Below are 25367 nucleotides of genomic sequence, written 5' to 3'. Positions count from 1 at the left end.
TGAAAACCCCAAACAAGACGAGTCAACTAAACCGTCAGCAGTCCCGCCCGTGGATACCCCGCGAGTTGACGCGCACACTCTTCCCTGCGATCGCCGTCCCCCCCGGAGATCCGTATCGAGGCGATGTCACACGGTCTCCCGCGCGTACTGTTCGCGCAGTTCAACCTCCTTGTGCGAGGAAGGCAGGCCGAACCACACGATAATGAGGCCGAGCAGGATCGCGATGCCGCCGATCAGATACGCGGCTAGCGAACCCTCGAGCAGGCTCTCACGGGCCGCCTGCATGATCTGGTCGGCGAACGCGGCGTACTCCGGCTGCTGAGCGACGTTCGCCGCGGAGGCGAAGGACGACTGCAGCGTCACCATCAGGCTGTCGGGCACCTGGCCCGCCTCCGGGCTCGCGGCGACAAGCCGGGCGAAGGCAGTGGCGAACCCCGTCGCCAGGACCGCGCCGAGAAGCGCCTGCATGACCGATCCGCCGAGATCGTTCTGCAGATCGGACGTCGCGGAGGCCTGGCCGACGCGCTTGACCGGAGTGCTGCTGGTCAGCGAGCGGGATGAGGCCGTCATCACGAACGTCGCGCCCGCGCCGATGACGAGGTACCCGACACCGATGAGCGGGTAAGGCGCGTCCGCGCGCCAGAACAGCATGGTGATGAACGCGGCCAGGATCAGCAGATACCCGATGAGCATCGACGCCCTGGTGCCCCGGGACGTCACGACCCGGGCGGCGACCGGCGCCATCAGCACCAGGCCCGCAGCGGCCGGGACGACCGCGAGACCGGCGCCGAGAGGTGAGTATTCGAGCACGCTCTGCATGAACTGCTCTCCGACGAACATTGCGCCGATGAGGGAACCGAACGCAATCGTTCCGGCGAGCGCCGGGACCCAGAACAGTCGACGACGGGCAATGCGCAGGTCGTAGAGCGGGTTGCGAGCGACCCGCTGACGCATGAGGAACGCACCGATGACGATGACGGCGGTGGCCAGCAGCAGAAACCCGGGAATGAGTCCGTTCGGAGCCAGGATGACACTGATGCCCAGCACGAGCGCCGCGACACCGATGGTGGACAGCACACCGCCGGCGTGATCGATCGGCAGAGTCGATTCATCGACGTGCGAGGGGATCGCCACCGCGACGAGAATCAGCCCGATGATCGCGATCGGCACCACGACGAGGAAGACCGCGTTCCACGGCGCAATCGACAGCAGCGCCCCGGCGATCACGGAACCACTCACGCTTGCCATGCCACCGATGCTCGCCCACAGCGCGATCGCACTGGTGCGCTTCGGCCCTTCGCGCCAGAGTGCCGTGATGAGCGACAGCGTGGTCGGGAATGCCATACCGGCCGCGAGCCCCGTGAAGATCCGGGCGCCGATGAGGATTCCGATCGTGGGAGCCCACGTTGAGAGAAGGCTCGCGACGACCGTGAGAATCAGCCCCAGGATGAGCAGCTGCTTGCGCCCGTAGCGGTCGGCGATCGCACCGAAGTAGAGCACGGACATAGCCAGCCCCAGACCCGTGCCGAGTCCGACGAGGTTGAGCTCGGTCTGCGATGCGGTGAAGGCGAGCCCGATATCGGGCAACGCCACGGTCGCCGCCGCGAAGTTGATATTGCAGGCGATGACCGTCAGGAGCAGTGCGGTCAGCGCAAGCCCGGCTTTCTTCGGCGTCGCCTCACGGCCAAGGGCAGTAGTGGTCACGGGAAATCCATTCTCAACGAAAGAGTTAACACGAGAGGGTGATTCGTAGCGGCTTCCGACGTTCTCGATCCCGCCCCTCACCCGCAGCAGCGATCGCTCCAGCGACTCCCGTGTCACGCACTCGGGCGTACACCCGCGTAAGCGTGCACCTGCAGTTCGTGCGGATCAAACTCGGCGGGAAGACCAGTTACTTCGATGTGTGCCAGTCGACCCGGTGCCACGTCGAAGTAGTTGTCGCTGAACCGCACGCCCGGCGCCGGACTGGGGATCCTGACAAGATAAGCGAGCGTGTTCGCCGACACCGTCACTGTCGCCGACCCCGGCGCGCCGGACTCGATCTGAACGGCCAGGTCTGCCGGAGCAAACGGGAGCTCACGGATCTCGCCGAAGAAGAACCGATTATCGGGGAACGAGCCGTCATAGCTGCGCACCCACGCGACAATTGCGGGGTCTGCCGGAGACGGCCCGAACCAGGCCAGCACCGACTCGCCCGCCGGTACCGTTTGGGTCACCCGTTCGCTGAGCTGCACGGTTCCGTCAAATTCCTCGAGTGATACCTCTGCCGTGATCGCCACAGCCGCCGCCGTGCTGTTGCTGAGCCACAGTTCGAGACGTTCCCCTTCGTTGACGAAGAGAGCGATGACCGGTTGGAAAGCACGCTTGGCTGCGTAATACCCGGCCTTCGGTACACCGTCGTAGTCGATGATGGACCAGCTGAAACCCGGCCAGCTGTCGTTGAGCTGCCAGACCAGGGTGCCGTTGTTGTGCGGCTGCCGGTGACGGTAGTGCTCGATGCCGAACTTCAGCCCCTCTGACTGGGAAACCATGCTGAAGTCGATGTACTCGTCCATCGTCTTCGGCAGGCCCGTGATGATCTCGAGGATGGCATCACCCTTGTTCTTCGGGTGGTCCTTGTTGTGCGCGTCGAAGGTGGGGCTGTGCACCGAGAGTAGGTCATCGTCGATCCAGCGGCGTAGCGTCGTCACCTCGGGTGAGGCGTGGATGCCGAACTCGCTGATGAACTTGCCTCGGTCGCGGGCGTAGCGCCGATAGTGGCGAGCCTCGCCGACCGACGGATAGTCCTCGCTGCCCGCACCGAAGTCGATTCCGTGCCATACCTCCCAGGCGTGCCGGTCACCGTCGAGCACGCCACCCGGCGCCATGAAGCCTTCCTCAGCGGCCTCGCCCCAGGGGCTGCCGGGCCAGTACGGGGTACGCCCGTCCTCCCGTGCCACGACGTCTGGAAGGATCTGGAAGAAGATGTTCCAGCCCCACTCGCCGGGCTCGAGGTTGTGGTAGCCCATGCCGTGGAAGAGCTGTGACTCGTTATTGCCGCACCACAGTGCGAGGCTCGGGCGGTTGCGGAGCCGCCGTACCTGGTACTCGGCTTCGGCGGTCACCTCCGCGCATAGCTGCGGTGAGGACTCGCTTGGGTACTCGGCGTTGGCGAACATGAAGTCGTGCCAGATGAGCAGGCCGAGCTCATCGCAGAGCGAGTAGAAAGCATCGTGTTCGTAGACACCGCCGCCCCACACTCTCAGCATGGTCATGCCCCCGTCGGTCGCCAGGGTGAGCAGCGAGCGGTAGCGCTCCTCCGATACCGAACCGACGAGCATGTCGGCGGGGATCCACGCCGCACCGCGGGCGAACGTCGAAACACCGTTGAGGATGAACCGGAACAACCGACCGCCTTCCGGGTCGTCCGAGCGATCGAGCTCGATCGTGCGGACCCCGATGCGGTCCTCGACCTCGTCGAGCGCGCCCTGCGGGCCCTCCAACTGCAACTGCAACCGGTGCAGCGCAGGGTTCCCGAGATCATGCGTCCACCAGAGCTCCGCATTCGGCAGCACGATGTCGATCACGGTCCTCGACCGCCCGATTCCGTCCTCGACCGGAACATCGAGCTCGATCATCTCGCCGACGGGAGTCGTGATGCGTGCCGTTGCTGTCAGATCGTGGCAGACGATGAAGCGGTCCACTTCGAGCTGCAGTCGCAGGTGCGCGGTGCCATCCGCGTCGATCCGATCAGTCCAGACATGATGACCGGCGATTACTGCCTCCTGACGACGAATCAGCTCGACGTGGCGCCAGATCCCAATCGACGCGACCCTGGGGCTGAAGTCCCAGCCCCAGGAAAAGATCGCCTTCCGGCGCTGTGCCGCAAGTTGCATGATGTCGGAGGAGACCGGCATCATTCGGCTCAAGCGAGTCCATGTCTCTGTCGACGTCGGCAGCTCGAGATCGGCCAATGGCGGTGAGAAACGGATCAGCAGTTCGTTGTCCTCCTGTACATGCGAGGTGATCGCGAACTCGGCTGGGCGGAACATGTTCTCGTGATGTCCGAGGTTCTTGCCGTTGAGCCAGACGTCCGCGACCGTGTCGAGCCCGAGGAATCGCAGGCTCAGCGCCTCGCCGGGGCGCAGATCGGTGGGACCGGTGAAGCGGCAGCGATACCACCAGTCACGATCCTCGACCCATCGGACCTCGCTCTCGTTGTCATTCCGGTAGGGGTGCGGGATCCGACCGGCGGTGAGCAGTGATTCGTGCACACCACCAGGCACCTCAACAGGCAGCCAGGCGTCAGCAGGCAGTCCCGCGAGCGCATCAGGCGTCGAACCGAGGGCTGCCTCGGCCAGTTGAAAATCGGACAGAAGGGTGGTGGTGCGGCTCATGGGCCAGCCTTTCTGAGGAGGGGTGAGGGCAGGGCGGTGTCTCGGCGCGGCCTCGATGAGGTACCGCCGAGACACCGCTGAGGGTCAGCGGCCGAAGACTCTCGCGGACAGTGACACGTCCGCCGTGTCCGCTTCACTCACGGCGGAGTATGACAGGGCGATGCGGTAGCTCCCGGCATCGATTGCCCATCGGCCCGCGTCGGAGTCGTAGTGGGCGAGGAGGCGTGGATCGGCGGTGACCTCGATCCGGCGATGCTCGCCCGGCTGCAACTCCACCCGATCGAAGCCGAGCAGACGCTGGCGTGCGGTCCCGTCCACGTGCGTCAGGAATACCTGCGGGACGGTGGCACCGGCCCGGTCTCCCGTGTTTGTGACGGTGAAGGCGGCAGTCACAGTGTCGCCACCGGTCACGACCAGGTCAGCGAAGTCAAACGTCGTATAGCTCAGCCCGTGGCCGAAGGCGTACAGCGGAGTGTCACCAGTCTTTGCGAACCACCGGTACCCGATCTCGGCGCCCTCGTGATAATTAATGGTGATCGGGGTGGCCCACGCCGAGCCCTGGCCTTCGAATTCCGGGCGAGGGGTCTGCTCCAAGCTGGCTGGGAACGTCATCGGGAGGTGGCCCGAGGGGTTCACGGCCCCGGTGAGGACCTCAGCGATCGCTCTACCGCCTGCCTGACCCGGGTACCAGGCCTGGACCACTGCCTTGACGCTGTCATTCCACGGCATCCTGACCGCGCTACCGGTCTCGAGCACGACGACAGTGTTCGGATTAGCTGCGGCGACCGCCGCGATGACCTCGTTCTGCCCCCAGGGGAGATCAATGTCGCCGTTGTCGAAGCCCTCACCCATGAGGTTGTAGGCGAAGACGACCGCGATGTCGCTCCGCTTCGCCATCAACGCCGCCTCGGCCGGACTGATCCCGGGGTCGAATTCGATCGTGGCGTTCGGCAGGGCAGCGCGCAAGGTGTCAACCGGGGCATCACCGTAGAGGTAGATGTTCCGGGCCGGACCCATCATGCCGGGGCCGCCGACGGTGATGATCTCGTTGTACCCGGTGGCAGGAAGGACGGTGCTCGAACCACAGCCGGCCAGGACACCGACCTGTGCGTGGCCGCCGATCACCGCGATCCGCGGCGCCGACGTGGCACTGAGCGGCAGGATGTCGTCGTCGTTCTTGAGCAGCACCATGCCTTGCCGCGCGCCCTCGAGGGCGATGAGGTCGTGCGCGGCCGGATCGACCTCGGGAGCCGGACCCCAGCTGTCGATCCCAACGGCATACATCGAGCGCAGGATCCGGCGCACCATGTCGGAGAGGCGCTCCTTGGGGAGACGGCCGTCGGCGTGCGCCGCGCGCAGCCGGTCGGTGAAGGCCTCGGCGCCCCAGATCAGGGCGTCGAGTTGCAGACCGGATTCCTGGTCGAGACCCGCAAGCGCACTTTCCCAGGTCGGGGTGGCACCCCAGTCGGACATGACCCAGCCCTTGTAGTTCCAGGCCCCCTTGAGTACCTCGGTGAGGAGGATCTCATTCCCGGTCGCATACGCCCCGTTGATCTTGTTGTAGGCGGCCATGATCGTGCCGGGCTGCGATAGTTCGATCGCAATTTCGAAGACGAGCAGGTCGGCCTCGCGGTGGGCGGCAGGGTCGATGATCGCATCGAGCCACTGCCGGTTGGTCTCGTTCGAGTTGAGCGAGAAGTGCTTGATGGTCGAGATCACGCCTTCGGACTGAACGCCGTTGACCGTGCCGGCGGCGAGCTCAGCAGAGAGCAATGGGTCCTCGGAAAAGTACTCGAAGTTGCGTCCGTTACGCGGGTCCCGAACCAGGTTCGCACCGGCCGCGAGCTGCACATTGAAGCCTCGGCTGCGGGCCTCGCGCCCGAGCAGCCCCCCGGCGCTGCGTGAGAGCTCGCGGTTGAAGCTCGATCCTAGGGCCAGCCCGGCGGGGAGCGCCGTCGCGCTGTCACCGGGACGGTAGCCCGGGTTGGTCACGCCGAGACCGGCATCGCTCATCAGCAGCGCTGGCACGCCAAGGCGCGGCACACCGGGGACGTAGCCAGCACTCATGGGGGTACCCTCGGGGATTCGAGGGTCGCGGTCGACCACGATCGGGTTCTGCCCCATAAGGCTGACCAGCAACGAGAAGCGCTCGTCATCCGTCATCTGCGCTTCAGTGATTCGCGCCCGCTCATCAGGGGAATCCGGGTTCCGTGGGTCGACCTGCTCCGTCATTCTGCGATTCCTCCACTAAGCCGATCGCAGCGAGGCGATCCGTATATCTAACACGCGTTAGGCAGCAATTTAGTGGGCACCGCCGGCATTTGTCAACCTCGCGCCACGCTCGACACAACCCCGACAGTCGGCCTTGCCCGTCATGGCTGCGACGGAGGCAGCGGAGCAACCACAGCGTCATTGATGACGGCAGGCGCCAGCGCCAGCGCCAGCGCCTTCTCCGCGCGGACCGCACGAAACGCCGCCTCATGCATCGCCGAGTCAAGCCGATCGAAGGCCTGGGCAGAGTACTCGACCATGAATTTGAGCCGATACCCGTAGCCGTTGAAGGCCGGCAGTCCCCAGCAGGTCGGTGCCGCCTGCAGCTCATGTGGTGCCGCGTGTTGGGCCAGCGCATCTGAAAGCGCCCGAAGAACGGTCTCTTTCGCCAGTTCGATGTCGGAGTCAAGCGTGAAGTCGATTTCTAGCATGAGGCGCAGCCACCCTCGGCTCCGGTTCGAGGTACGCACGATCTCGCCGTTGCGCACCGACGAGAGAAAGCCATCGAAGGCACGTACCTGAGTGACGCGCAAGCTGACGGACTCGACGACCCCCAAACCGAAGCCGACGTCGACCACATCCCCGACGTCGATCTGGTCCTCAGCGATTAAGAAGAGACCGGTGATGATGTCCTTGAGCAGGGTCTGCGCACTGAAGGTGAGCGCCGCCGCCACCACGCCGGCAGACGCGAAAATGGCCGTGATGTCCACCCCGAGGATGCTGAAAATGATCGCCATTGCGATGGCGACCTGCACCCAGACGATGATGTTCGTTATCAGGTTACTCAAGGTGCGCACACGGCGCAGAAGTTGCTGCTTACCGCGGTGGCTCGCGCTGCCCTCCTCCGTGCGGTCCAAGCTCGCCTGAGCGCCCGCAGCGACTTTCGCCGTGACTTTCCGTGCGATTCTGACGAGCGCCCAGGTCACCAGCGCGGTGACCACGATCGTGACCCCGATCAGAATCAGCACGCTATTCGCCTCGTAGAAGCTCTGCGCATCAGAGGCCGAGGCTGTCGTGTCGTCGACGCCCAGCTTGGCACCCGCGAAGGTAGTCGCAGCCCTCAGAATCACCCCGGTCATAGCAGGACGAACCCCACCATACGATCAAGCAGTGCCGTGGCGATCACCGCGCGCATGCGCACCCTCCTTCCCCCTCTGTCCTAGAGGTCGCCCGCGCGGGAAGTTCAGACACGACTCTCCTTTCGCCCATCCGGAAAATGAGCGGCATGTCCCGAATCCGCCGACACGGACCTCATGAACCATGATAGCGGCATGTCTAACTCTCGTTAGATATCCGCGTACTCTTTCGCGCGGCGCCGATTCGCTGGCGGAAACTCACTCTTGATGAGTGGATGAGGCAGCCACTGCACTCAAGGCCGAAAGGCCGTCTTCAGCAAGCATTCGACGTCATTGAATTCGTCCCGGGAGGCACGTGCGGCCACCGCCCCATCTCCGAAGACCTGGGTCGCCCCGGTATCCGCAGTCCACGCCGACCAACCAGGGTCGTGCGCAGAAGCGAACTCCACAGATGCTCGGTGCATAGCCGTGGCCAGCGGTTGCGGCCGGTTCGGCCCGGTGTGCGCCGCGACCTCCGGCGAGTCGAGACAGTCAAACCAGAACGGGACGTCCAGGCAGTGGAAGGAGAATCCGATGCTCGTCGACACGAACGCGAACCGATACAGCCACGTGGGTGCGCCCGCCCGCGCATGAGCCACTCGCAGAACCGTGCTGCGGAAGATCCCATCGGTCAGGTACTTGCCAAGGAGGGCGGCGTTGCCTCGGGCGACGTAAGTGGGTTGGGACGCGATATAGGCGTCGCGCGTCTCACCGCTCAACCCGACCGAGTCGAGCAATGCGGGCAGCGGCAGGGGTGCCAGTTGCTCGCTCTGCCCGGCCACCATGATGAGGAACTCCTCATCGGTCGCACCCAGCATGAGGGCCTTATCCGCTCCGATCCCCATCCGATACGACTCAAACGTCGGGCGTCGAATGAGTTCTCCGTCGACCACCGGGGCAACGAGGGGGCCGTCTTGGACCATCGACTTCAAGTAGTCCATGCCGGGCGGTGTCGAGAGCTCCTGCTGCACCGCGAATATCTGATCCTCGGGCACTGCACGAAGGGCATCGGCCGTTGGCTCGACACCGAGCTTCTTACCGAGGGCAGCCCCGAATTCCTTCGCCAGCGCCATCGGCATGTCACCGAAGGCACCAGAAATCGAATGCACGGCGGAGAAGAGGTGCTGGGCACGTTCCATGCCGAGCAGCGTCATCACTGCTCCGCCCCCCGCCGATTGACCTGCAATGGTCACGCGCGAGGGGTCGCCGCCGAACTCACGGATGTTCTCCTGCACCCATTCGAGGCCGGCGATCCAGTCGAGCACACCGCGATTCGCCGGCGCACCATCGATCCACCCGAAGCCATCGAAACCGAGCCGATACGACAGGCTCACCACGACGACGCCGTTGCGATTGTAGGTGCGGCCGTCGTACCACGGGCTTGCAGGTGATCCACTGAAGTATCCGCCGCCATGAATCCAGACCAGCACCGGCAGACCCGCATCGCTTTCCCTCGGGCGCGGAGTGAATACGTTGAGATTCAACGTTGACTCACCCGGAATGGCCGGTTCAGGAATCGACCCATTGGGAAACTCCGTTCGGGCAGGCGTGGCGCCGTACTGGAGCGCATCACGGACCCCGTCCCACGGCGCCATGGGAGCCGGAGCCGCAAACCGGAGCTTCCCGACCGGGGCCTGCGCGAACGGAATTCCCAGAAATGCAGCGCTCTCGCCCGAGGCGGATCGTCGCCACTTTCCCCGGACTTCCCCCTGTTGTGTGCGAACGCTGCCGTACGTTTCCGAGCCCATGTCAGTCACTCCCCCTGCCTAGTCGTCACGGAAAAGTCCGCCACTCTCACCTATCTAACAGCAGATAGATTAGCGGACAGCGCACTCGAGAGCACTCATCGAGTTCGATTAGTTCCGCTTGCGGAGATGGTCGAAGCCGTCGAACACGGTATCGCGAACGAGCTCCCAGTCACCGAGGTAGTCGGGAGGAGTTTCCGAGCGCAGCCAACGCAGGCGTAGCCCTTCGGCCACCAACCCCAGCACAGAAACGACGGCGATCGGATCCTGGTACTCGCGTTCCGCGAGCATGAGCGTCAACGGCCGGAGCCGCCTCACATCGCTTCCCTCCCGATAGAACGCATAGGCGGGATGTGTGGGGTCCGCGAGTGCGACCATCTCGAGCCGGTCGAAATTGCGGCTCTCCTCCGGCCGGCTCGCCGCGATACGCACCGTGGCATCGGCAAAGTCGCGCAACGTCGCTTGATCCCCGGCGGTGTCGATCGTGGCCGCATACATCTGCCGCTCTTCTTCGGCCCGCGCGGTGAGCACGGCTTCGAGGACCGCGGTCAATCCATCAAAATGGTGCAGCAGGCCCGGTGCGCTCATTCCGCACCAACGGGCAACCTCGCGCAGACTCAGATTCTCGGCCCCCTGCGCGGCAATCATCTGACGCGTACGAGCAATGATCTCCGCTTTGCGAGCTTCCGGTACCAAACGGCGAGCCATATTAGTTCTTCCCTCCAGGACTCTTCGATGATAGCCTGGTCGGCCCTGGGCTTCCCGGACGGTTCGCTTGTGGTGATCATGCCGCGACGATGGTCATGTGACCTTGATCCCTTCCACGAGGTTGACGTTACTGCTCGGGTCGACCCGGGAATGGTCATTTCATAGGCAGGCCTGTAATGGTCCCGACCAAGCGGAGCACCAACACCACCCCTGCCAGCCGACCAGGTCAGCCACTCAGAGACTTACCGGCGATTCAGTCGTCCGGCCTGTATCGTGTCGCCCTAGTGCCCCGCGTCGGACCGTAGCAGGGCGAGTATCTCGGCGGCTTCGCCGGTGGGCGGGGTGGTCGCGGTCGATTGGTGTCCGTCGACGCTGATCGTCACGTCACGGAGCGGGCGGAGCGCACGGATGATGCGGCGGACGCTCACGCCCGTGGTCGCATAGAGGTGTCGGCTGATCGCGAGAGCTGCGAAGACGACGGTGAGGTGTGCATGGATCGACTCGGCGGTCGAGGCGAACATGGGTCTCGCGCGCAGGTCGGTCTTCGCCATCCGAAAGGACGCTTCGACTTTGAAGAGGTCGTGATAGACGGCCGGATCAAATCTCACCAACGCAAAAGCCGCGGAAACCCTTGAGTTTCCGCGGCTTGCTGGTGGGCTGTTGGCACTACCTGGTCTATCGCGCGATAGGACTCCCCACCCAAGGTCTGTTTCCTGAGGGTGCCGCGCCGTTTTCCTGTAGGCAGACTCGTCCCGGGCGCCGCGGGCGACAGGACTCTCAGACGGCGAAGCGGTTCCGTCTCGCCACATCGATGAGCTCCACGAAGGACTCCTCGAGGCTGTGCTTCGCGATGCTGAACAAGACGCAGCGGCGTGGCGCTCTTGATTCGCCGTACTTGACCTCGACCGCACTGTCCTCGACGAGCGGAACCGAGCCACGGCATCGGGTTCACGGCGCCTTCGACGTTCTCGGTCAGTTACCGCCACAACTTCCCGCCTTGGGCACGCAAATCCTCGACGACATCACGAAGGTCCCACGGAAAGACTTCTGCTGGTTGATGAACACGACGAGTGCATCGCCGGAAGACACTGCGAGATGGTGACTTCCACGTCGAGATCACGGGATGTCGCGGGGCTCCCGGTGACGGGGCAGGATGACGTTCCGTTCGATCCAGGTGACCGTCGGCTCCGCATGAGAGCGTGTCGGCTTCAGCGCCTGTGACCAAAGCCATCTCCGGAACGCTCTATATCTTTCGGTGAACGTGTCGTTGAGGATCCGCGGGCTCTGTGCCTCAGGGGCTTCCTGGGGTCGAGGTCAGTACTGCTCGAGCTCGGTGGCGAAGCGCTTGTGCTCCTTGCGCGACAGGAAGCGGCGCTGAGGTGGAATCTCATGCACGTGCGTGCTCAGGGCCGGAATGCAGCGTTGAGGTCGCCACTGTCAATGGCCTTCTGCGCCAGGGGGTTCTCACCGTGCAGCGTCCCGGCGTGCGCGTCATACCGGAACAGGGCAACCTTCGCCCGCTCGGCGAAAAGAATGGCCTGAGCCGTGTAATAGGTGTTCGCGAAGAAGACGCCGTGTTTGCCGGCTACGCTTGCGACGCCGGCGAGGCGGTGAAGGTCCGGTCCGCCCACGCCGCCGGTGAGGTGCTTCACCTGGGCGACGAAGTGCGCACTGTCGACGTCGATGCCGTCGTCCATGACATGGCGGGTGGTCTCCGCGTCTAGTACGCGCAGATGTCTCATCCACTGGGCGGCCAGGTGCTCTGCACCTTCGTGGTCCACGCCGAGAGGGTGCGGTTCCGGTGCCGCGGAACGTGGCGGCTCCGCCTTCGCCTTTGCCTTCGTTGGCTTCTTGGTCATAGCTTGGCGGTCGGCGATGGTCGCTGCGATTGCTCCAAGCTGCTCAGGTGTGAAGTCTTCTACCGGCTCAGCCGGCGCCTTGGCCTTCTGCTTTTCCACCCACGCCCGCTGCTCGGGCGTCAGAGGGGTGATGTTGTGCGGTCCCCGCCCGGTCTGGTGGTGCGTCGTCGGGGCTGGTTGGGCGACGGGTATTGCTAGCCCTGCGGTGCCGAAGCCCTGGCTCATCCTCACGATCAGTGCCCAGACGAGCCACAGGACACTGAAGGTCAGCCAGACGAACATCGGCGCCAGCCCCGCACCGTTCGCTGTCGCTACGTACCCGCCGATCAGTAGCGCCAGGCCGATGAGCGTCGCCACCCAGAATCGGATGTTCACGAGCACCATGCCCGAGTGCGTCTGCCCATACTCGAGGAAGGGGTTGCGCGTGGTCGGTGTCCCGGCGGGGCTGTTCATGACCTCATTGTGCCGCAGGCCGCCGACGGCGCTCTTCACATACGGGTCGTGCCCCACGTCCGCGCCAGCAATTCCCGAGATTCGACGTACGCGATCTCAGGCAGGCCTCCGGCGCCGAGGCGGCTTGACGGGTGCAACTCTTGGTAGCCGTGCATGTAGAACCGAGCGCGTCCATCTGGGCCCTGGGCCGTCGTCGAGGTGGCGCAGCAGTTCACGTGCTCGCGATGGGATCCGCCAGGGATGATGCTAGGGCCTCATCGGATTCCATCGGATCCGCCAGAGTCGAAGGACTGTGGACGGTCGCTGCGCACATCCGATTCCGACCTGTCGCGTCCATGCCGCACGAGCACCGTCAGCAGCTCTACGAAATCGTCATCTAAATCGACAGTCGCCAGCGCAGCGTGTAGGCCGTCGAGCAGTGTTTGAATGTGCGCAGTGTTCTCGGATCGCGATGAGGACCCCTCGTTCTCGCCTGTGTCATGGATACTCAAGATGAGCATGACTCGGCTGGTGCTGCGGATGGTACCGAGATACTGGCGGTCGGGGTGGTCACGATCCGCGACGTTCCGCTTCCACCACTCAATCTGACCCGACCCTGACATCGGGTCGAAGAAGAAGCTGCGCACCCCGGTCAAAGGCTCGCCGTCCAGGGTCAACGAGTTTGCACACGGGTAGCGGGTGATCGTCGAGGACGAGTCGCCGGCGACTACCTCCACGTGATAGAGGGTGCGTGAGGCGGTGATCACGAGGTAGATGCCTGGTGTGGATTGCTCCGTCAGCGGCCGGTTCGGCTGGTAGCCGTCAGTCCGCACGGATGCGTCGTTCACGGCTGTCGCCGGCGCCCTGCACGCCGCCACGGCCAGCCGCTTGTCGCTGCCCCGTTCGCTCGCAAACGGGGGCCTACGGCGTCGCATCATCAGCTCTCCATCTCACCCATCGGCTCGCACCTGCGGCTAAGCAATTCGATGGTCACGACGATTCCGCTGATCGGGCCTCACGAACTACCGATCCCACGACAGCACGCCGTCTGCCGAGGACGCGGACGGATGAAGCGGCCCCGCATCGACATCACGCGTCGTATGCCCGCACAGCAATGTCAGTAACCGCCAGCGTCGTACCAGTGCTGTTTCGCGAACAGCGTCGCGCCGCCGGTCAGCGCCGCCGCGCAGCCCCGCTAAGTAACGCTGCGGGGATGACGATGAAACTTGTGGGGCCGGCGAGAACCGGTCCCGGCCCTACTTATACGGGTAGAGGTCGTCGTCATCACCGGCATACAGCACCTCGGTTTCCGTGGCGACGAGTACGGCGGTGTCGGTAGCCGTCACGTCCTCGATCTGCCCATCGTGATCCCATCGGATGGACGCGGGAACGTCGACATAGTCGGATGAAAAGTCGATGGTGACGGCGACGTCGTCCGGAGCCCCGTCACGGTGTCTGTCGACTTTGCCGAGGATGTCCCCGAATAGCCGTAGCTCCGCAAGCCCTGCCTGCTTGTCATCCTCGGCACCGACCCGAAGATTATGAACTTCGACGTTCTTCACATGCGTGATCTGGATCGACGACAGGTAGTCCTGTGCTCCTGATTCGCGGTGGTCAGCATCGGAATCCAACACAACACCCACCCGACGGAAGGAAATCGTGTCGCCGTGGCCGCCGTACTGTTCGTTGAGAAAATCTGGAAGGTTCTGCTCCAGTTGGTCAGCCAATCCTTCGACCTCAGCAGCAGTCCACGGGGACGAGCCAGTAGGGGCATCGGTCTCGTTCGAGCTATCCACCATGACCTCATGGTACCCGCGCAATCACGGGGTCGCGGGTCGCCAACCCCAGTTGACGGGCTGGGTGACTGTGGTGATGGCGATGAGCTCGACGGGTGAAAGATGGTGATGTTGAGGACCGGAGCGCCTGCTGGGGAGGTGCATCCCCAGCACCCTCCCCAGCAGGCCCACGACGCAAGATCGACTTGGTCGCGGCCATCCGGCCTGTACCCCTACAGGTCCGGGAGGTCGTCGAGGTTGTTGCGCGTCGTGGCGTCCCGGTCGGTGCGCAGGTACTTGCCCGTTGCCCCCTGCACAACCCTGATCTCCGTGCGCTTCTCCGGCCACTGAACAAAGTACGTGTGCATCCGGGACTCGATGTCTCGGATCGCGTCCGCCCTCAGCCTCGGTGACCAAATCTGACCGGGCTGACCGACGGCGGTGATGTCACCGTTGCGGTCTTTTCGGCTGTGTGTGATGCGGCGATCTGCCATGGTTCTGTCCTCCTGACAGGTGGGTACTGCTTCAGAGGTGGCGCCGGCCAGCGAACCTCACGAGCCCTCGTTGAACTCGCAGCACCGACAGTACGAAGCATCGCGGCACAAGTGACAATCTCTCCTGATAAGCATCCTTATCAGCAAATTTGGTGCAATGTCTGCAGTTTTGGATATCTTTGCGACATGACCTCAATCGCCCTGTCTGATGACGACCGTGCCGCACAGCGCATGCTCGTCTCGCTCCAGGGAATCGCAGATCTCGCGCACGTTCGCCGACCCGTGGTGTCGATGTGGAGGCGCCGGTTCCGGGTGGGACCGGACGCGTTCCCCCGACCAGTCGAGCAGGACAGCTCGCGACCCATGTTCGACACCTTCGAGGTCGCAGAGTGGCTCGAGACGACCGGGCACGGCAACAACGCGGACGCGCGCGCGGATTCCGCCGCAACGGCGGCCCCCGCCGACCTTTCGCTCGCGAACCCCACGCATGTCGCGGAGCTCGAGTCGCTCATCCTGCTCCAGGCGCAGACCGGGCTTCTCACGGGGCGCCCGCTGACGGCGATTCGCGAGGACGCAGCGCGGGTCGACCCCGACGACCTCTCCATCCGATCAGAGGTCGAGGGCCACCTGACAAGCGGTCGCGACTGGCGCGATTTCGCAGACCGGATCATCGACGCCGCGTACTCGCCGGCAGGTGCTCTCGAGGTCATGGCCCGCAGGTCAAACGCCGCCACACCGCCAACAGGCTCCCACGCCCCCCTCAACGACGCCGCAGCGGGCCTCCTCATCACTCTCCTCGACGCCTGGCCACTACGGCCCATCATCGTCAGCGACGGCGTCGATGCGGACCTGGGCGTGCGTGTTGCGTCCACGGTGAGCGACGACTCCGCCCTCTCCCTCACCCGGGGCACTCATTCACGGAAGCTGCGTCGCCGGCTCATGGCGCTCGGCATCTGGCTTGCCGAAGCAGACGCACTCGAAGGCGCTGTCCGCGTCGACCGTGTGCCCCATCGACCAGACGACACCGACGCGGACGCGCTAAACGCCATCGACGACCTCTCCCTCGAGTTGGGCGGGGACGACATCGCGGTCGTGCTGGGACCTGCGCGCATTCTGACTGACGCGCTCGCACCACACGAGCGTGGAATCCGTGCTGACGTGCTACGCACGGATCGTGTGCGGGCGGTTGTCCGTCTGCCAGCGGGCCTCGTTCCCGGGGCTACTCGCGAGGCTCTCGCGTTGTGGGCGCTCGGTCCCGCGCCGTCGCACCTCGCCACTGACGACCGTTACACGGCCGTCGCCGACCTCACCGACGTGCCGCTGACGCCCACACGCCAAGCCGACCTCGTCAGCGACCTGGTCGCGAGCATGGGCACACAGGATCAGCTCCGTGCACGCGCGTACCGCTTCATGTCGCTGCCGCGCACGTCGTCGCTGCGAGCCCGAACCGGTGCGCTTGTCTCTCGCACCCCACCGCGTCGCGGCACACCCAACGTGGTAGAGCTCACCACGCGCATCAGTCACGCGGCACGCGAGCTCGGAGACGACCACCCGGACGTCGTCCTCGACGACCGATCCCCCACGTCTGCTTCAGCTCCGGCAGTACTGACTGATCTCATCGGCGAACGGCACGCACGCATCATCCCCGGTACGCGCATCTCCCCCGAGGATCTCGGAAAGACCGGACTTCGCGTCGTCCTCAGCCGCCACCTCGATGACCCCGCCGGCATCGGTGACGACTGCATCGATCCGCTCACTTACGCGGAGCAGTACCCAACATCGCAGTTGACGCAGCCGGGCGATATCGTCTTCCGTACCGGGCCAACGACCGCAGCATGGGTCGACCACGACGGATCCTCCGTCGTCGCCTACCCCGCGCGCATCCTCCGCATCCGGCGCACCGACCCCGGCGGGCTGATCCCTGAACTCGTCGCCCAAGACATCGCCACACAACCCGCCGGACCAGGCGCCTGGAAACGCTGGCACCTCCGACGCGTTCCCCCCACATCCGTCGCCGCACTCCGCCAAGCACTCGCCGAGATCGCCGCAACGCGAGCCAGCCTGACCACACGTCTCACCCAACTCAACACATACGCTGACGCCCTCGTCACAGGCATCGCCGCTGGTGCCGTTACTCTGACCATGAGCCGACCGGACGGCGACACCGTCACGGCTGCAGAAAGCTAAGAGGATCCATGCCCCGTACCACCAAGACCGCACCCGCGGCACCGTCCACCATAAAAGAACTGAAGGACACGCTCTGGAAGGCCGCCGACAAACTCCGCGGCTCCATGGACGCCTCCCAGTACAAGGACGTCATCCTCGGGCTCGTCTTCCTCAAGTACGTCTCCGACGCCTTCGACGAACGCCGCACCGCCATCCGCACCGAGCTCGCAGCCGACGGATACGACGCCGAACAGATCAGTGAACTCATCGACGACACCGACGAATACACCGGCCGCGGCGTGTTCTGGGTCCCCGCCACCGCCCGCTGGGGACACCTTGCCGAGAACGCCAAGAGCACCGAAGCAGAACGCCCCATCGGCGCGCTCATCGACGAGGCGATGGATGCGATCATGCAGGCCAACCCGAGCCTGGCCGGCACCCTCCCCCGCATCTTCAACCGCGAGAGTATCGACCAGCGGCGCCTGGGCGAACTGATCGACCTTTTCAACTCAGCCCGCTTCGCCGGACAGGGACAGTCGGGCGAGACCGGACGCCGCGCCCGCGACCTCCTAGGGGAAGTGTACGAATACTTCCTCGAGAAGTTCGCCTCTGCGGAAGGCAAACGCGGCGGAGAGTTCTACACCCCCGCCAGCGTCGTCCGCGTCCTCGTCGAACTCCTCCAGCCCACCCACGGCCGCGTCTACGACCCCGCCTGCGGCTCTGGCGGCATGTTCGTCCAAGCAGAGAAGTTCCTCGAAGCCCACCACGGTGAAGGCTCAGACATCTCCGTCTACGGGCAAGAACTCAACGAACGCACCTGGCGAATGGCAAAGATGAACCTCGCCATCCACGGACTCTCCGGAAACCTCGGACCCCGCTGGGGCGACACCTTCGCCCGCGACCTCCACCCCGACCTTCAGGCCGACTTCATCATGGCCAACCCACCCTTCAACATTAAGGACTGGGCCCGCAACGATTCAGATCCCCGCTGGCGATACGGTGTCCCACCCGCAGGAAACGCCAACTACGCGTGGATCCAGCACATCCTCGCCAAGCTCGCACCCGGTGGACAGGCCGGCGTGGTCATGGCCAACGGTTCCATGTCGTCGAACTCCGGCGGCGAAGGACAAATCCGCGCGGAGATCGTCGAAGCCGACCTCGTCTCCTGCATGGTGGCCCTTCCCACCCAGCTCTTCCGGTCCACCGGGATTCCTGTCTGTGTCTGGTTCTTCACGAAAGACAAGGGAAGGCGCGCCGGCGAGGTGCTCTTCATCGACGCTCGAAACCTCGGTCACATGGTCGACCGGGCCGAGCGTGTGCTGAGCGACGACGATATCGCAAGGATCGCAGAAACATTCCACGCGTGGCATGGAGTCAAATCAGATTCGATGCCCGATGGGTACGCAGATGTCCCAGGTTTCTGCAATTCCGCCACCCTCGCCACGATCAAGGCCGCAGATTATGCCCTCACTCCAGGGCGCTATGTCGGCGCTGCCACATCCGACGGTGACAGCGAGCCCATCGAGGAGAAGCTCGCGCGCTTGTGGACCGAGTTGGACGCACGGTTCGCAGAATCCGCACGACTTGCAGACGTCGTTCGCACACAACTTGGACGAGTCTCGTGAAGACTCTTGCGGAGATGGGCTTGGCAGTTCTCGACTGCGAGCACAAGACCCCAGCTGCGCAATCCGTTGGCGTCCCTTACATTGCGATTCCAGACATACGAGACGGACGGGTAGTCACCGCCAACGCCCGGCTTATCTCAGAAGACGACTTGGCCGTTTGGACGCGCCGGACAACCCCTCTCGCGGGCGACATCCTCGTGACACGTCGTGGACGGGTTGGCGATACAGCGCCAATCCCGGCGGGTTTGCGGTGCGCAATCGGCCAAAACTTAGTCCTCTTGCGCAGTGACGGCACGGAGGTCGATCAGAGGTACCTTAGGTGGGCGACGCGTAGCCCGTATTGGTGGTCCGAAGTCGACCGACTTTTGAACGTGGGCGCTGTGTTCAACAGTCTCAACGTGAGGGACATCGGCCGGATCCGGCTGCCAATGCCGCCGCTCCCTGAGCAGCAGGCGATTGCCGAGGTGCTGGGCGCCCTCGACGACAAGATCTCTGCCAATACCGCGCTCGCCGCCACCTTGGATGAACACATGAAACTGGCGTTGCTCGAGCGCGCGGCCGATGGCGCGAAGGTCCAGCTCAGGGACGTCGCGGTGTTCCATAATCGGCAACGCGTTCCTCTGTCTGCTGCCGAACGAGACTCACGCCCAGGGAGCGTGCCCTACTACGGCGCCACTGGCGTGTTCGGGTACGTCGACGAAGCTATTTTTGATGAACCAATCGTCCTCGTAGGTGAGGATGGTTCGGTTATCAACGCCGACTCGTCGCCCGTGACCCAATATGTTTGGGGTCCGGCATGGGTGAACAACCACGCACACGTACTGCGAGGGAACGGAATCTCATCTGAGATGCTCTTTCAATCCCTGCGTACGGCGGACGTCTCAACGCTCGTGACGGGCGCCGTGCAACCGAAGATCAGCATGGGAAATCTCAAGCGACTCCAACTGGTCATCCCGTCGACGCCCGATCTCCCGCGGATCGAAACCACCATCGCGTCAGAGACGGCGGCCAAGCGAGCAGCGCTCGACGAAAACCGCACACTCGCCGCAACCCGCGAGGCGCTTCTCCCGCAACTCATGTCCGGCAAACTCCGCGTCCGCGATATCGAGGCTGTGGCATCCGCCGCTGGCGCCTGATCCAGCCTTACCGAAAGAGACGCTATGAAGAAAAACCTGATCCTGTGGCCAGCGCTGGTCATCGTCGGTGCGCTCCTTGCCGCCGGCGCGCTCTTCATCGTCAAGCCACCGCTGGGGAATTGGATCGGCGGGACGACCGACAAGAACACCCAGATCGTGAACGCGATCACGCGCACCCAAGAGGTAGCGCTGGTGACGCTCGGGATTGAGGGTATCCGTGAGCGGAAGACCGAAGCCGGTCAGTTCCTGTTCCTCAGCATCCCGAATTCGCGAGCGGCGTTCTTGCGCTACAGCTTCGATGCCAAGCTCGGGATCGACGCGAAGGACGTGAAAATCGATGAACAACCGAATGGCTCGTTCGTCGTGACCATCCCGTCCTTCATCGTGATCGGACTCGACAATCAGAACGTTGAGACTGCGGCCGAAAGCACAGATGTGCTCAGTTGGACGACACCCGAGATCGACAAGGTCGCGATGGTGAACGATGTCTTCGGCGACGAGCTACAGGCCGAGTACCTCGCCAAGAACGCTGACCTCTTGAAGGATCAGGCCCGCATGTTCTACACCAACATCATCACCGCTATCGACCCTGACGTCACCCTGGAGTTCGAGTTCGTCTCGGCCGCTCCAGCACCGAAGTGAAAGCAGACACGGACATGACCGATATGCCAGACGCCCGCCCCGTCGACCTCCCCACGGTCGACGAGCAGCCGTTCCTCGAGGCGAACGAGACCGCGAAGTCGCGGTACGGCCGGTTCAACCTGGCTGTCGTCGGGGGAACCGGCGTCGGCAAGTCGTCGCTCATCAACGCGGTTTTCGGGCGTGACCTCGCGAAGGTTGGCAAGGGTCTCCCTGTCACCCGCGGCGCTGACTACTACCACGATGACTCTCTCGGAATCTGGGACCTCGAGGGATTCGAGATCGGCTCGACCACGTCTCCCGCCGACACCCTCCGCGCAAGCCTCGCGACCATCGCGAAGCGTCCTGCCGTCGAGCAGATTTCCGTGGTCTGGTACTGCGTCCTATCGAAAGCAGACCGTCTGACGTCTCCCGATATCGCCATGATCCGCGAACTCGATGCCGCTGGGCTACCGGTGATCCTGGTACTCACCAAGGTCGACTGGTCGAAGAACCCGGTGACGGGCAAGCGCAATCCCCCGAGGGACGTCGAGGAGTTCACGTCGTGGCTGGAGGATCCGGTCGACGTCGACGGAAACCGCATTGACCTTCCGATTCAGCGTGTCATTCTCACGTCGACCCGCGACAAGCATGGGAAGGGTTCGGGGCACGGCCTCGGTGAGCTCGTCGCGGAGACTCTCACGCTTTCGCCGGAAGACGAGAAGGATGCCTTTCGCATCGCCCAGCGTCTCAACCTTCCGTGGAAGCGCGAGATGGCCCGCCCGGTCATCGCTGCAGCGGCGGCTGCTGCAGCAGCTGCCGCCGCAGTTCCGATCCCGGTCGCAGACGCGATGGCCCTGGCACCGATCCAGATGACGATGATGGGCCGCATCGCAGCGATCTACGACCTGGAGCTGAAGACGATGCTGTCTGCCACTGCGCTCGCCCAGCTGGGTGTTCAGATCAGTGGGCAGGCTCTCGCCCGCAGCTTTCTCAAACTGATTCCGGGCGCGGGGAGCGTCGTCGGGGCGAGCGTCGCTTTCGCGCTCACCGCGGCCATGGGCGAAGGTTGGATCCGTCTGTGCGAGCAGGTGCACACGGGGAAGATCGATGTGGACAAGATCGCGGAGACGTGGGGCGCCTACGCGCCGAGTTTCGTCGACGTTATCCGGAAGATGGCCGGTCAACGGCTGACAGGAGTGTGAGCCCATGTCCGGTATCTCTGAGTCCGACTGGGAGCAGGCGACGCTCGATACGCTCGCCGAGCCGCTGTTCTGGCACCCGCTCCGCGGCGAAGAGATCGCCCCGGGAAGCGGGGAACGGGACACGTGGGATGAGCTTCTGATCCGTCCTCGGCTGGTAAATGCGCTGCAGACGCTGAACCCTACCGTGCCATTGCACTATCTGCAGCAGGCGGCATCCGAGATCGCAGCGCCCAAGTCGCAGGACGCGGTGACGGAGAACCACCGGATCCACGAGTACCTCGTGGGCGGGTACCCGCTGAGCTACCTCGACGCTGACGGACAAGAGCAGAACGTGCGGGTACGTCTGCTGAGTGTCGATCCCGCCGATAACGACTGGTTAGCGGTGAACCAGGTCACGCTGCGGCAGGGCGATCTCCATCGCCGGTTCGACGTGGTGCTGTATGTCAACGGGATGCCACTCAGCATCGTGGAGCTCAAGCGTGCTGGCGCTGCCAGTGCGGGCGTGTCCTCCGCACGTGACCAACTGAACACTTACCTTCGTGAGTTCCCGATGGCGTTCCGGTTCTGCGCCTTCGTCCTTGCCAGCGACGGCTTGGACGCGAAGTACGGCACGCCGTTCACTCCGCTGAACCACTTCGCGCCGTGGAACGTGGACGACGACGGCGCTCGCCTCGAGCAACCCCGCATCGAAGGTGAACAGGATGTACTTCCGCTCGACGATGCACTGACCGGACTGTACAACCAGGAACGATTCCTGCAGCTGCTGCGAAACTTCATCGCATTCGACGAGGGCTCCGATGGCCTCGTGAAGCGGATCGCGAAGCCTCACCAGTACTTCGCCGTCGCCAAGGCGGTCGGCAGCACCGTGCAGGCGGTCGAATCGAACGGCAAGGCCGGTGTCGTCTGGCACACGCAAGGGTCGGGCAAGTCCATGGAGATGGAGCTGTACACGAACCTCGTGTCACGGCATCCGAAACTCAAGAATCCCACGGTCGTCGTTGTCACTGACCGCACCGAACTCGACGGTCAGTTGTTCCGTACGTTCGACCGCAGTCTCCTGCTACCTGAAAAGCCGGCGCAGGTCACCGAGCGTGCGCAACTGCGTGACGAACTGCGCAACCGTGTTACCGGCGGCATCTACTTCACGACGTTGCAGAAGTTCGGCCTCAGCAAGCACGAGAAGGACGCGGGCACGCAGCATCCGCTCCTGACCGACCGGCGCAACGTGATCGTCGTCGTCGACGAAGCACACCGCAGCCACTACGACGATCTCGACGGCTACGCCCGCCACCTGCGCGATGCGCTCCCGAACGCCACGCTCATCGCTTTCACGGGCACCCCGATCTCGTTCGCCGAACGCGACACGCGCGCGGTGTTCGGTGACTACATCGACATCTATGACCTCACCCGGGCCGTCGCCGACGGCGCTACCGTCCCGGTGTACTTCGAGCCCCGGCTTATCAAGGTCGCGTTCGCGGAAGAAGCAACGGAAGAGGACATCGACCGGGCCGCCGACGAGTACACGGTCGGACTGGACGATACCGAGAGGGCCCGCCTCGAGGCCTCCGTCGCGGTCGTCAATGCCGTGTACGGAGCACCGCAGCGGATCGCGACCCTTGCTGAGGATCTGGTATCCCACTGGGAGGAACGCCGCGAAAGGATGCTTCCGTTCATTGAGTCGCCCGGCAAGGCGCTCATCGTCGGCGGAACCCGCGAGATCTGTGCACGCCTCTACGACGCCGTCGTCGCGCTGCGTCCCGATTGGCACTCGGGCGCGCTCGATGGCGGCCGAATCAAGGTCGTCTATTCCGGCACCGCAGCTGACCAGCCACCGGTCAGCGATCACGTCCGCCGCGACTCCGAGAACGCCGTCATCAAGGAGCGCTTGAAGAACCCGGACGACGAGCTCGAATTGGTCATCGTCAAGGACATGATGCTTACTGGGTTCGACGCTCCACCGCTGCACACCTTGTACCTGGATCGCCCACTCAAAGGCGCGCTACTCATGCAGACGCTCGCACGTGTCAACCGCACCTTCCGCGGCAAAGATGACGGACTTCTCGTCGCGTACGCGCCGCTCGCGGACAACCTCGCCCAGGCGCTGTCCGAGTACACCCAGGAAGATCAGGAATCCCGCCCCATCGGTCGCAACGTCGACGAGGCGGCGGCCCTTGCGCTCGAACTGATTTCGGACATCCGCAGCATGCTCAACGGATGCGATTGGCGCGGAGTCGTTCGAAGCGGCGGCCCACGCGCACTGATGACCGCGGCGACCGTCGCCACGAACTTCCTCCGCGACAGCAGCAGTCCACTCAACGACCCTTCACTGGAGAATCAGACGCTGAAGGCTCGCTACCGTGCCGCTAGTGGCGCGCTGTCCCGCGCGTGGGCTCTCGCCTCGGGGCGGAACTCTCTGGGCGAACTCCATAATGAGATCGCTTTCTATGAAGAGGTTCGCGTGTGGATGGCGAAGTTCGACGCGTCTGAACGTCAGGCCCGTGACGAACCGATTCCCGAAGACATCCAGCGGCTACTCAGCGCTCTTGTGGCAAAGGCAATGGCCTCTGACGAGGTCCTCGACATCTACGACGCTGCCGGGCTTCCCCGCCTCACAATCGACAACCTCGGTCCGGAGTACCTCGCCGAGGCTCAGAAAGCATCGAATCCGCAGCTCGCTATCGAGGCACTCCGGAAGTCTCTTATCGATGCAAGCGCCGCTGCGACACGGGGGAACCTGATCCGACAACACGCATTCTCCGAACGGATCGCGGCGGTTATGACCCGGTACACGAACCAGCAGCTCACCGCCGCAGAGGTTATCGCCGAGCTCGTTGCCATGGCTAAGGACGTCGCCGCTGAGGCCTCGCGGGGATCCGAGTTCACGCCGCCGCTGAGCAGCGATGAGCTGGCGTTCTTCGATGCTGTAGCGACGAACGAATCCGCCGTCGACGTTCAGGGCGAGGGCGTCCTCGCTGAGATCGCCCGCGAACTCGTGCTCGTGATGCGCCGGGATGTACGCACCGACTGGACGGTGCGTGATGATGTCCGCGCGAAGCTGCGCTCATCCATCAAGCGGCTGCTCGTGAAGTACAAGTACCCGCCGGACAAGCAGCCCGAAGCCATCAAGCTGGTGATGGATCAGATGGAAGCGATGGCACCGCGATACGCGGAGGAACGGGACGGTTCGCAGCGGTAACGGACGCTCTAGTGTCGGCTGAATCGGAGCAGGCCGTGCAGCTCCTCGGTGCGCTTCTGATCCAACCGGCCATCCTGAAGTCGAAGCAGTTGACGGCCGAGCCAACGCGCTGACGCGAACTCGACGCGGTCGTCAGCATGCAGACGCGGAAGCCGGCGGTTCGCCTGTACGAACGTCACGCACTCGATGAACCTCGCTCGCCAGAGGGTCTCGAGCGGATCCCACTCGAACGCCGGCGACAGGTCCAGGCGGGCGCTTTGATAGGCATTCAGTTGATCCTCGAATCGTCGCTGATACCGCGCCCACTCGCCGAGGTTGCGTTCCTTGGTCGGAAGTGAGGCCATCGCACGAGTTTTCTCCCGCGGCGCGTGCCCCACCTCGCGCCAATGGTCCTCGTAACGGTGCAACGTGGCGGCCCAATTGGTCGCGCGTCGCTGTGCGCCCGGACGCCCGCTCAACAGCAGTGCGGCGGCATCAGCGTAGCGCGCGGCGGCAAGATCATCGGGGTGTGTCGGGCGCCAGAGTGCGTCGGCGTGAGCGTGGAGTTCAGCGGAAGTCGGAGCATGCACGGGGGTCCTTTCGGGGCGTGAATGGTGCGCCCACATGCACCTATGCGCAGCCGTGCTTCCCGAGGTGACCAGACGGC

Annotated in this window: 17 protein-coding genes and 1 pseudogene; 6 read left to right on the top strand and 12 right to left on the bottom strand. The window is 64.1% G+C overall.

Features of this window, described 5'->3' with window-relative positions; genetic code table 11:
- Positions 1–126 precede the first annotated feature (126 nt).
- The 11 genes and pseudogenes from ACTU6U_RS14850 to ACTU6U_RS14800 all read right to left on the bottom strand — a co-directional run bounded on the left by ACTU6U_RS14850 (position 127) and on the right by ACTU6U_RS14800 (position 14775).
- Positions 127–1704, bottom strand: a complete 1578-nt coding sequence (locus ACTU6U_RS14850) for an MFS transporter (protein WP_443469886.1) — start codon at positions 1702–1704, stop codon at positions 127–129.
- A gap of 113 nt (positions 1705–1817) precedes the next feature.
- Positions 1818–4376, bottom strand: coding sequence for a glycoside hydrolase family 2 protein (locus tag ACTU6U_RS14845; protein ID WP_443469885.1), 2559 nt, complete (start codon positions 4374–4376; stop codon positions 1818–1820).
- An 84-nt stretch (positions 4377–4460) separates the two neighbouring features.
- Positions 4461–6608: a beta-glucosidase gene (locus tag ACTU6U_RS14840; protein WP_443469884.1), complete on the bottom strand. Its 2148-nt coding sequence runs from the start codon at positions 6606–6608 to the stop codon at positions 4461–4463.
- Between the two features lie 140 nt (positions 6609–6748).
- Positions 6749–7615 carry a mechanosensitive ion channel family protein gene (locus ACTU6U_RS14835; protein ID WP_443469883.1) on the bottom strand — a complete coding sequence of 289 codons (867 nt, stop codon included), beginning with the start codon at positions 7613–7615 and terminating at the stop codon, positions 6749–6751.
- A 401-nt stretch (positions 7616–8016) separates the two neighbouring features.
- The gene (locus ACTU6U_RS14830; RefSeq protein ID WP_443469890.1) at positions 8017–9510 is read right to left on the bottom strand and encodes a carboxylesterase/lipase family protein; all 1494 of its coding nucleotides are present in this window, start codon (positions 9508–9510) and stop codon (positions 8017–8019) included.
- Between the two features lie 108 nt (positions 9511–9618).
- Positions 9619–10215 (bottom strand): TetR/AcrR family transcriptional regulator, encoded by a 597-nt coding sequence (locus ACTU6U_RS14825; RefSeq protein ID WP_443469882.1) that lies wholly within the window; start codon positions 10213–10215, stop codon positions 9619–9621.
- Positions 10216–10496: 281 nt separating this feature from the next.
- A pseudogene (locus tag ACTU6U_RS14820) lies at positions 10497–10808 on the bottom strand (IS1634 family transposase); the annotation flags it as partial.
- A gap of 810 nt (positions 10809–11618) precedes the next feature.
- Positions 11619–12527: a restriction endonuclease gene (locus ACTU6U_RS14815; RefSeq protein WP_443469881.1), complete on the bottom strand. Its 909-nt coding sequence runs from the start codon at positions 12525–12527 to the stop codon at positions 11619–11621.
- A gap of 254 nt (positions 12528–12781) precedes the next feature.
- Positions 12782–13354, bottom strand: a complete 573-nt coding sequence (locus ACTU6U_RS14810; protein ID WP_443469880.1) for a hypothetical protein — start codon at positions 13352–13354, stop codon at positions 12782–12784.
- 408 nt (positions 13355–13762) lie between these two features.
- Positions 13763–14305 carry a hypothetical protein gene (locus tag ACTU6U_RS14805; RefSeq protein WP_443469879.1) on the bottom strand — a complete coding sequence of 181 codons (543 nt, stop codon included), beginning with the start codon at positions 14303–14305 and terminating at the stop codon, positions 13763–13765.
- A 209-nt stretch (positions 14306–14514) separates the two neighbouring features.
- The gene (locus ACTU6U_RS14800; protein ID WP_443469878.1) at positions 14515–14775 is read right to left on the bottom strand and encodes a DUF3892 domain-containing protein; all 261 of its coding nucleotides are present in this window, start codon (positions 14773–14775) and stop codon (positions 14515–14517) included.
- Between the two features lie 186 nt (positions 14776–14961).
- Between ACTU6U_RS14800 and ACTU6U_RS14795 the strand changes: the two genes are divergently transcribed.
- The 6 genes from ACTU6U_RS14795 to ACTU6U_RS14770 are packed head-to-tail and all read left to right on the top strand — an operon-like array spanning position 14962 to position 24721.
- The gene (locus tag ACTU6U_RS14795) at positions 14962–16962 is read left to right on the top strand and encodes a hypothetical protein (RefSeq protein ID WP_443469877.1); all 2001 of its coding nucleotides are present in this window, start codon (positions 14962–14964) and stop codon (positions 16960–16962) included.
- Between the two features lie 8 nt (positions 16963–16970).
- Positions 16971–18566, top strand: a complete 1596-nt coding sequence (locus ACTU6U_RS14790; protein ID WP_443469876.1) for a class I SAM-dependent DNA methyltransferase — start codon at positions 16971–16973, stop codon at positions 18564–18566.
- Between the two features lie 14 nt (positions 18567–18580).
- A complete protein-coding gene (locus ACTU6U_RS14785) occupies positions 18581–19702 on the top strand; it encodes a restriction endonuclease subunit S (RefSeq protein ID WP_443469889.1) in 1122 nt (373 codons plus the stop codon).
- Positions 19703–19726: 24 nt separating this feature from the next.
- Positions 19727–20344, top strand: coding sequence for a hypothetical protein (locus ACTU6U_RS14780; RefSeq protein ID WP_443469875.1), 618 nt, complete (start codon positions 19727–19729; stop codon positions 20342–20344).
- Between the two features lie 14 nt (positions 20345–20358).
- Entirely contained in the window at positions 20359–21525 is a 1167-nt protein-coding gene (locus ACTU6U_RS14775) for a GTPase family protein (protein WP_443469874.1), read from the top strand.
- Positions 21526–21529: 4 nt separating this feature from the next.
- Complete coding sequence (locus tag ACTU6U_RS14770) at positions 21530–24721, top strand: type I restriction endonuclease subunit R (RefSeq protein WP_443469873.1); 3192 nt, start codon at positions 21530–21532, stop codon at positions 24719–24721.
- A gap of 8 nt (positions 24722–24729) precedes the next feature.
- On the opposite strand, the gene ACTU6U_RS14765 is transcribed toward ACTU6U_RS14770, so the two are convergent.
- Positions 24730–25290: a hypothetical protein gene (locus ACTU6U_RS14765; protein WP_443469872.1), complete on the bottom strand. Its 561-nt coding sequence runs from the start codon at positions 25288–25290 to the stop codon at positions 24730–24732.
- Between the last annotated feature and the right edge of the window lie 77 nt (positions 25291–25367).

The sequence above is a fragment of the Microbacterium zouquanmingi genome (assembly GCF_052266695.1).
Classification (GTDB): domain Bacteria; phylum Actinomycetota; class Actinomycetes; order Actinomycetales; family Microbacteriaceae; genus Microbacterium.
Note: the sequence above shows the minus strand (reverse complement) of the source record. Positions and strands in the feature narration are given on the sequence as shown.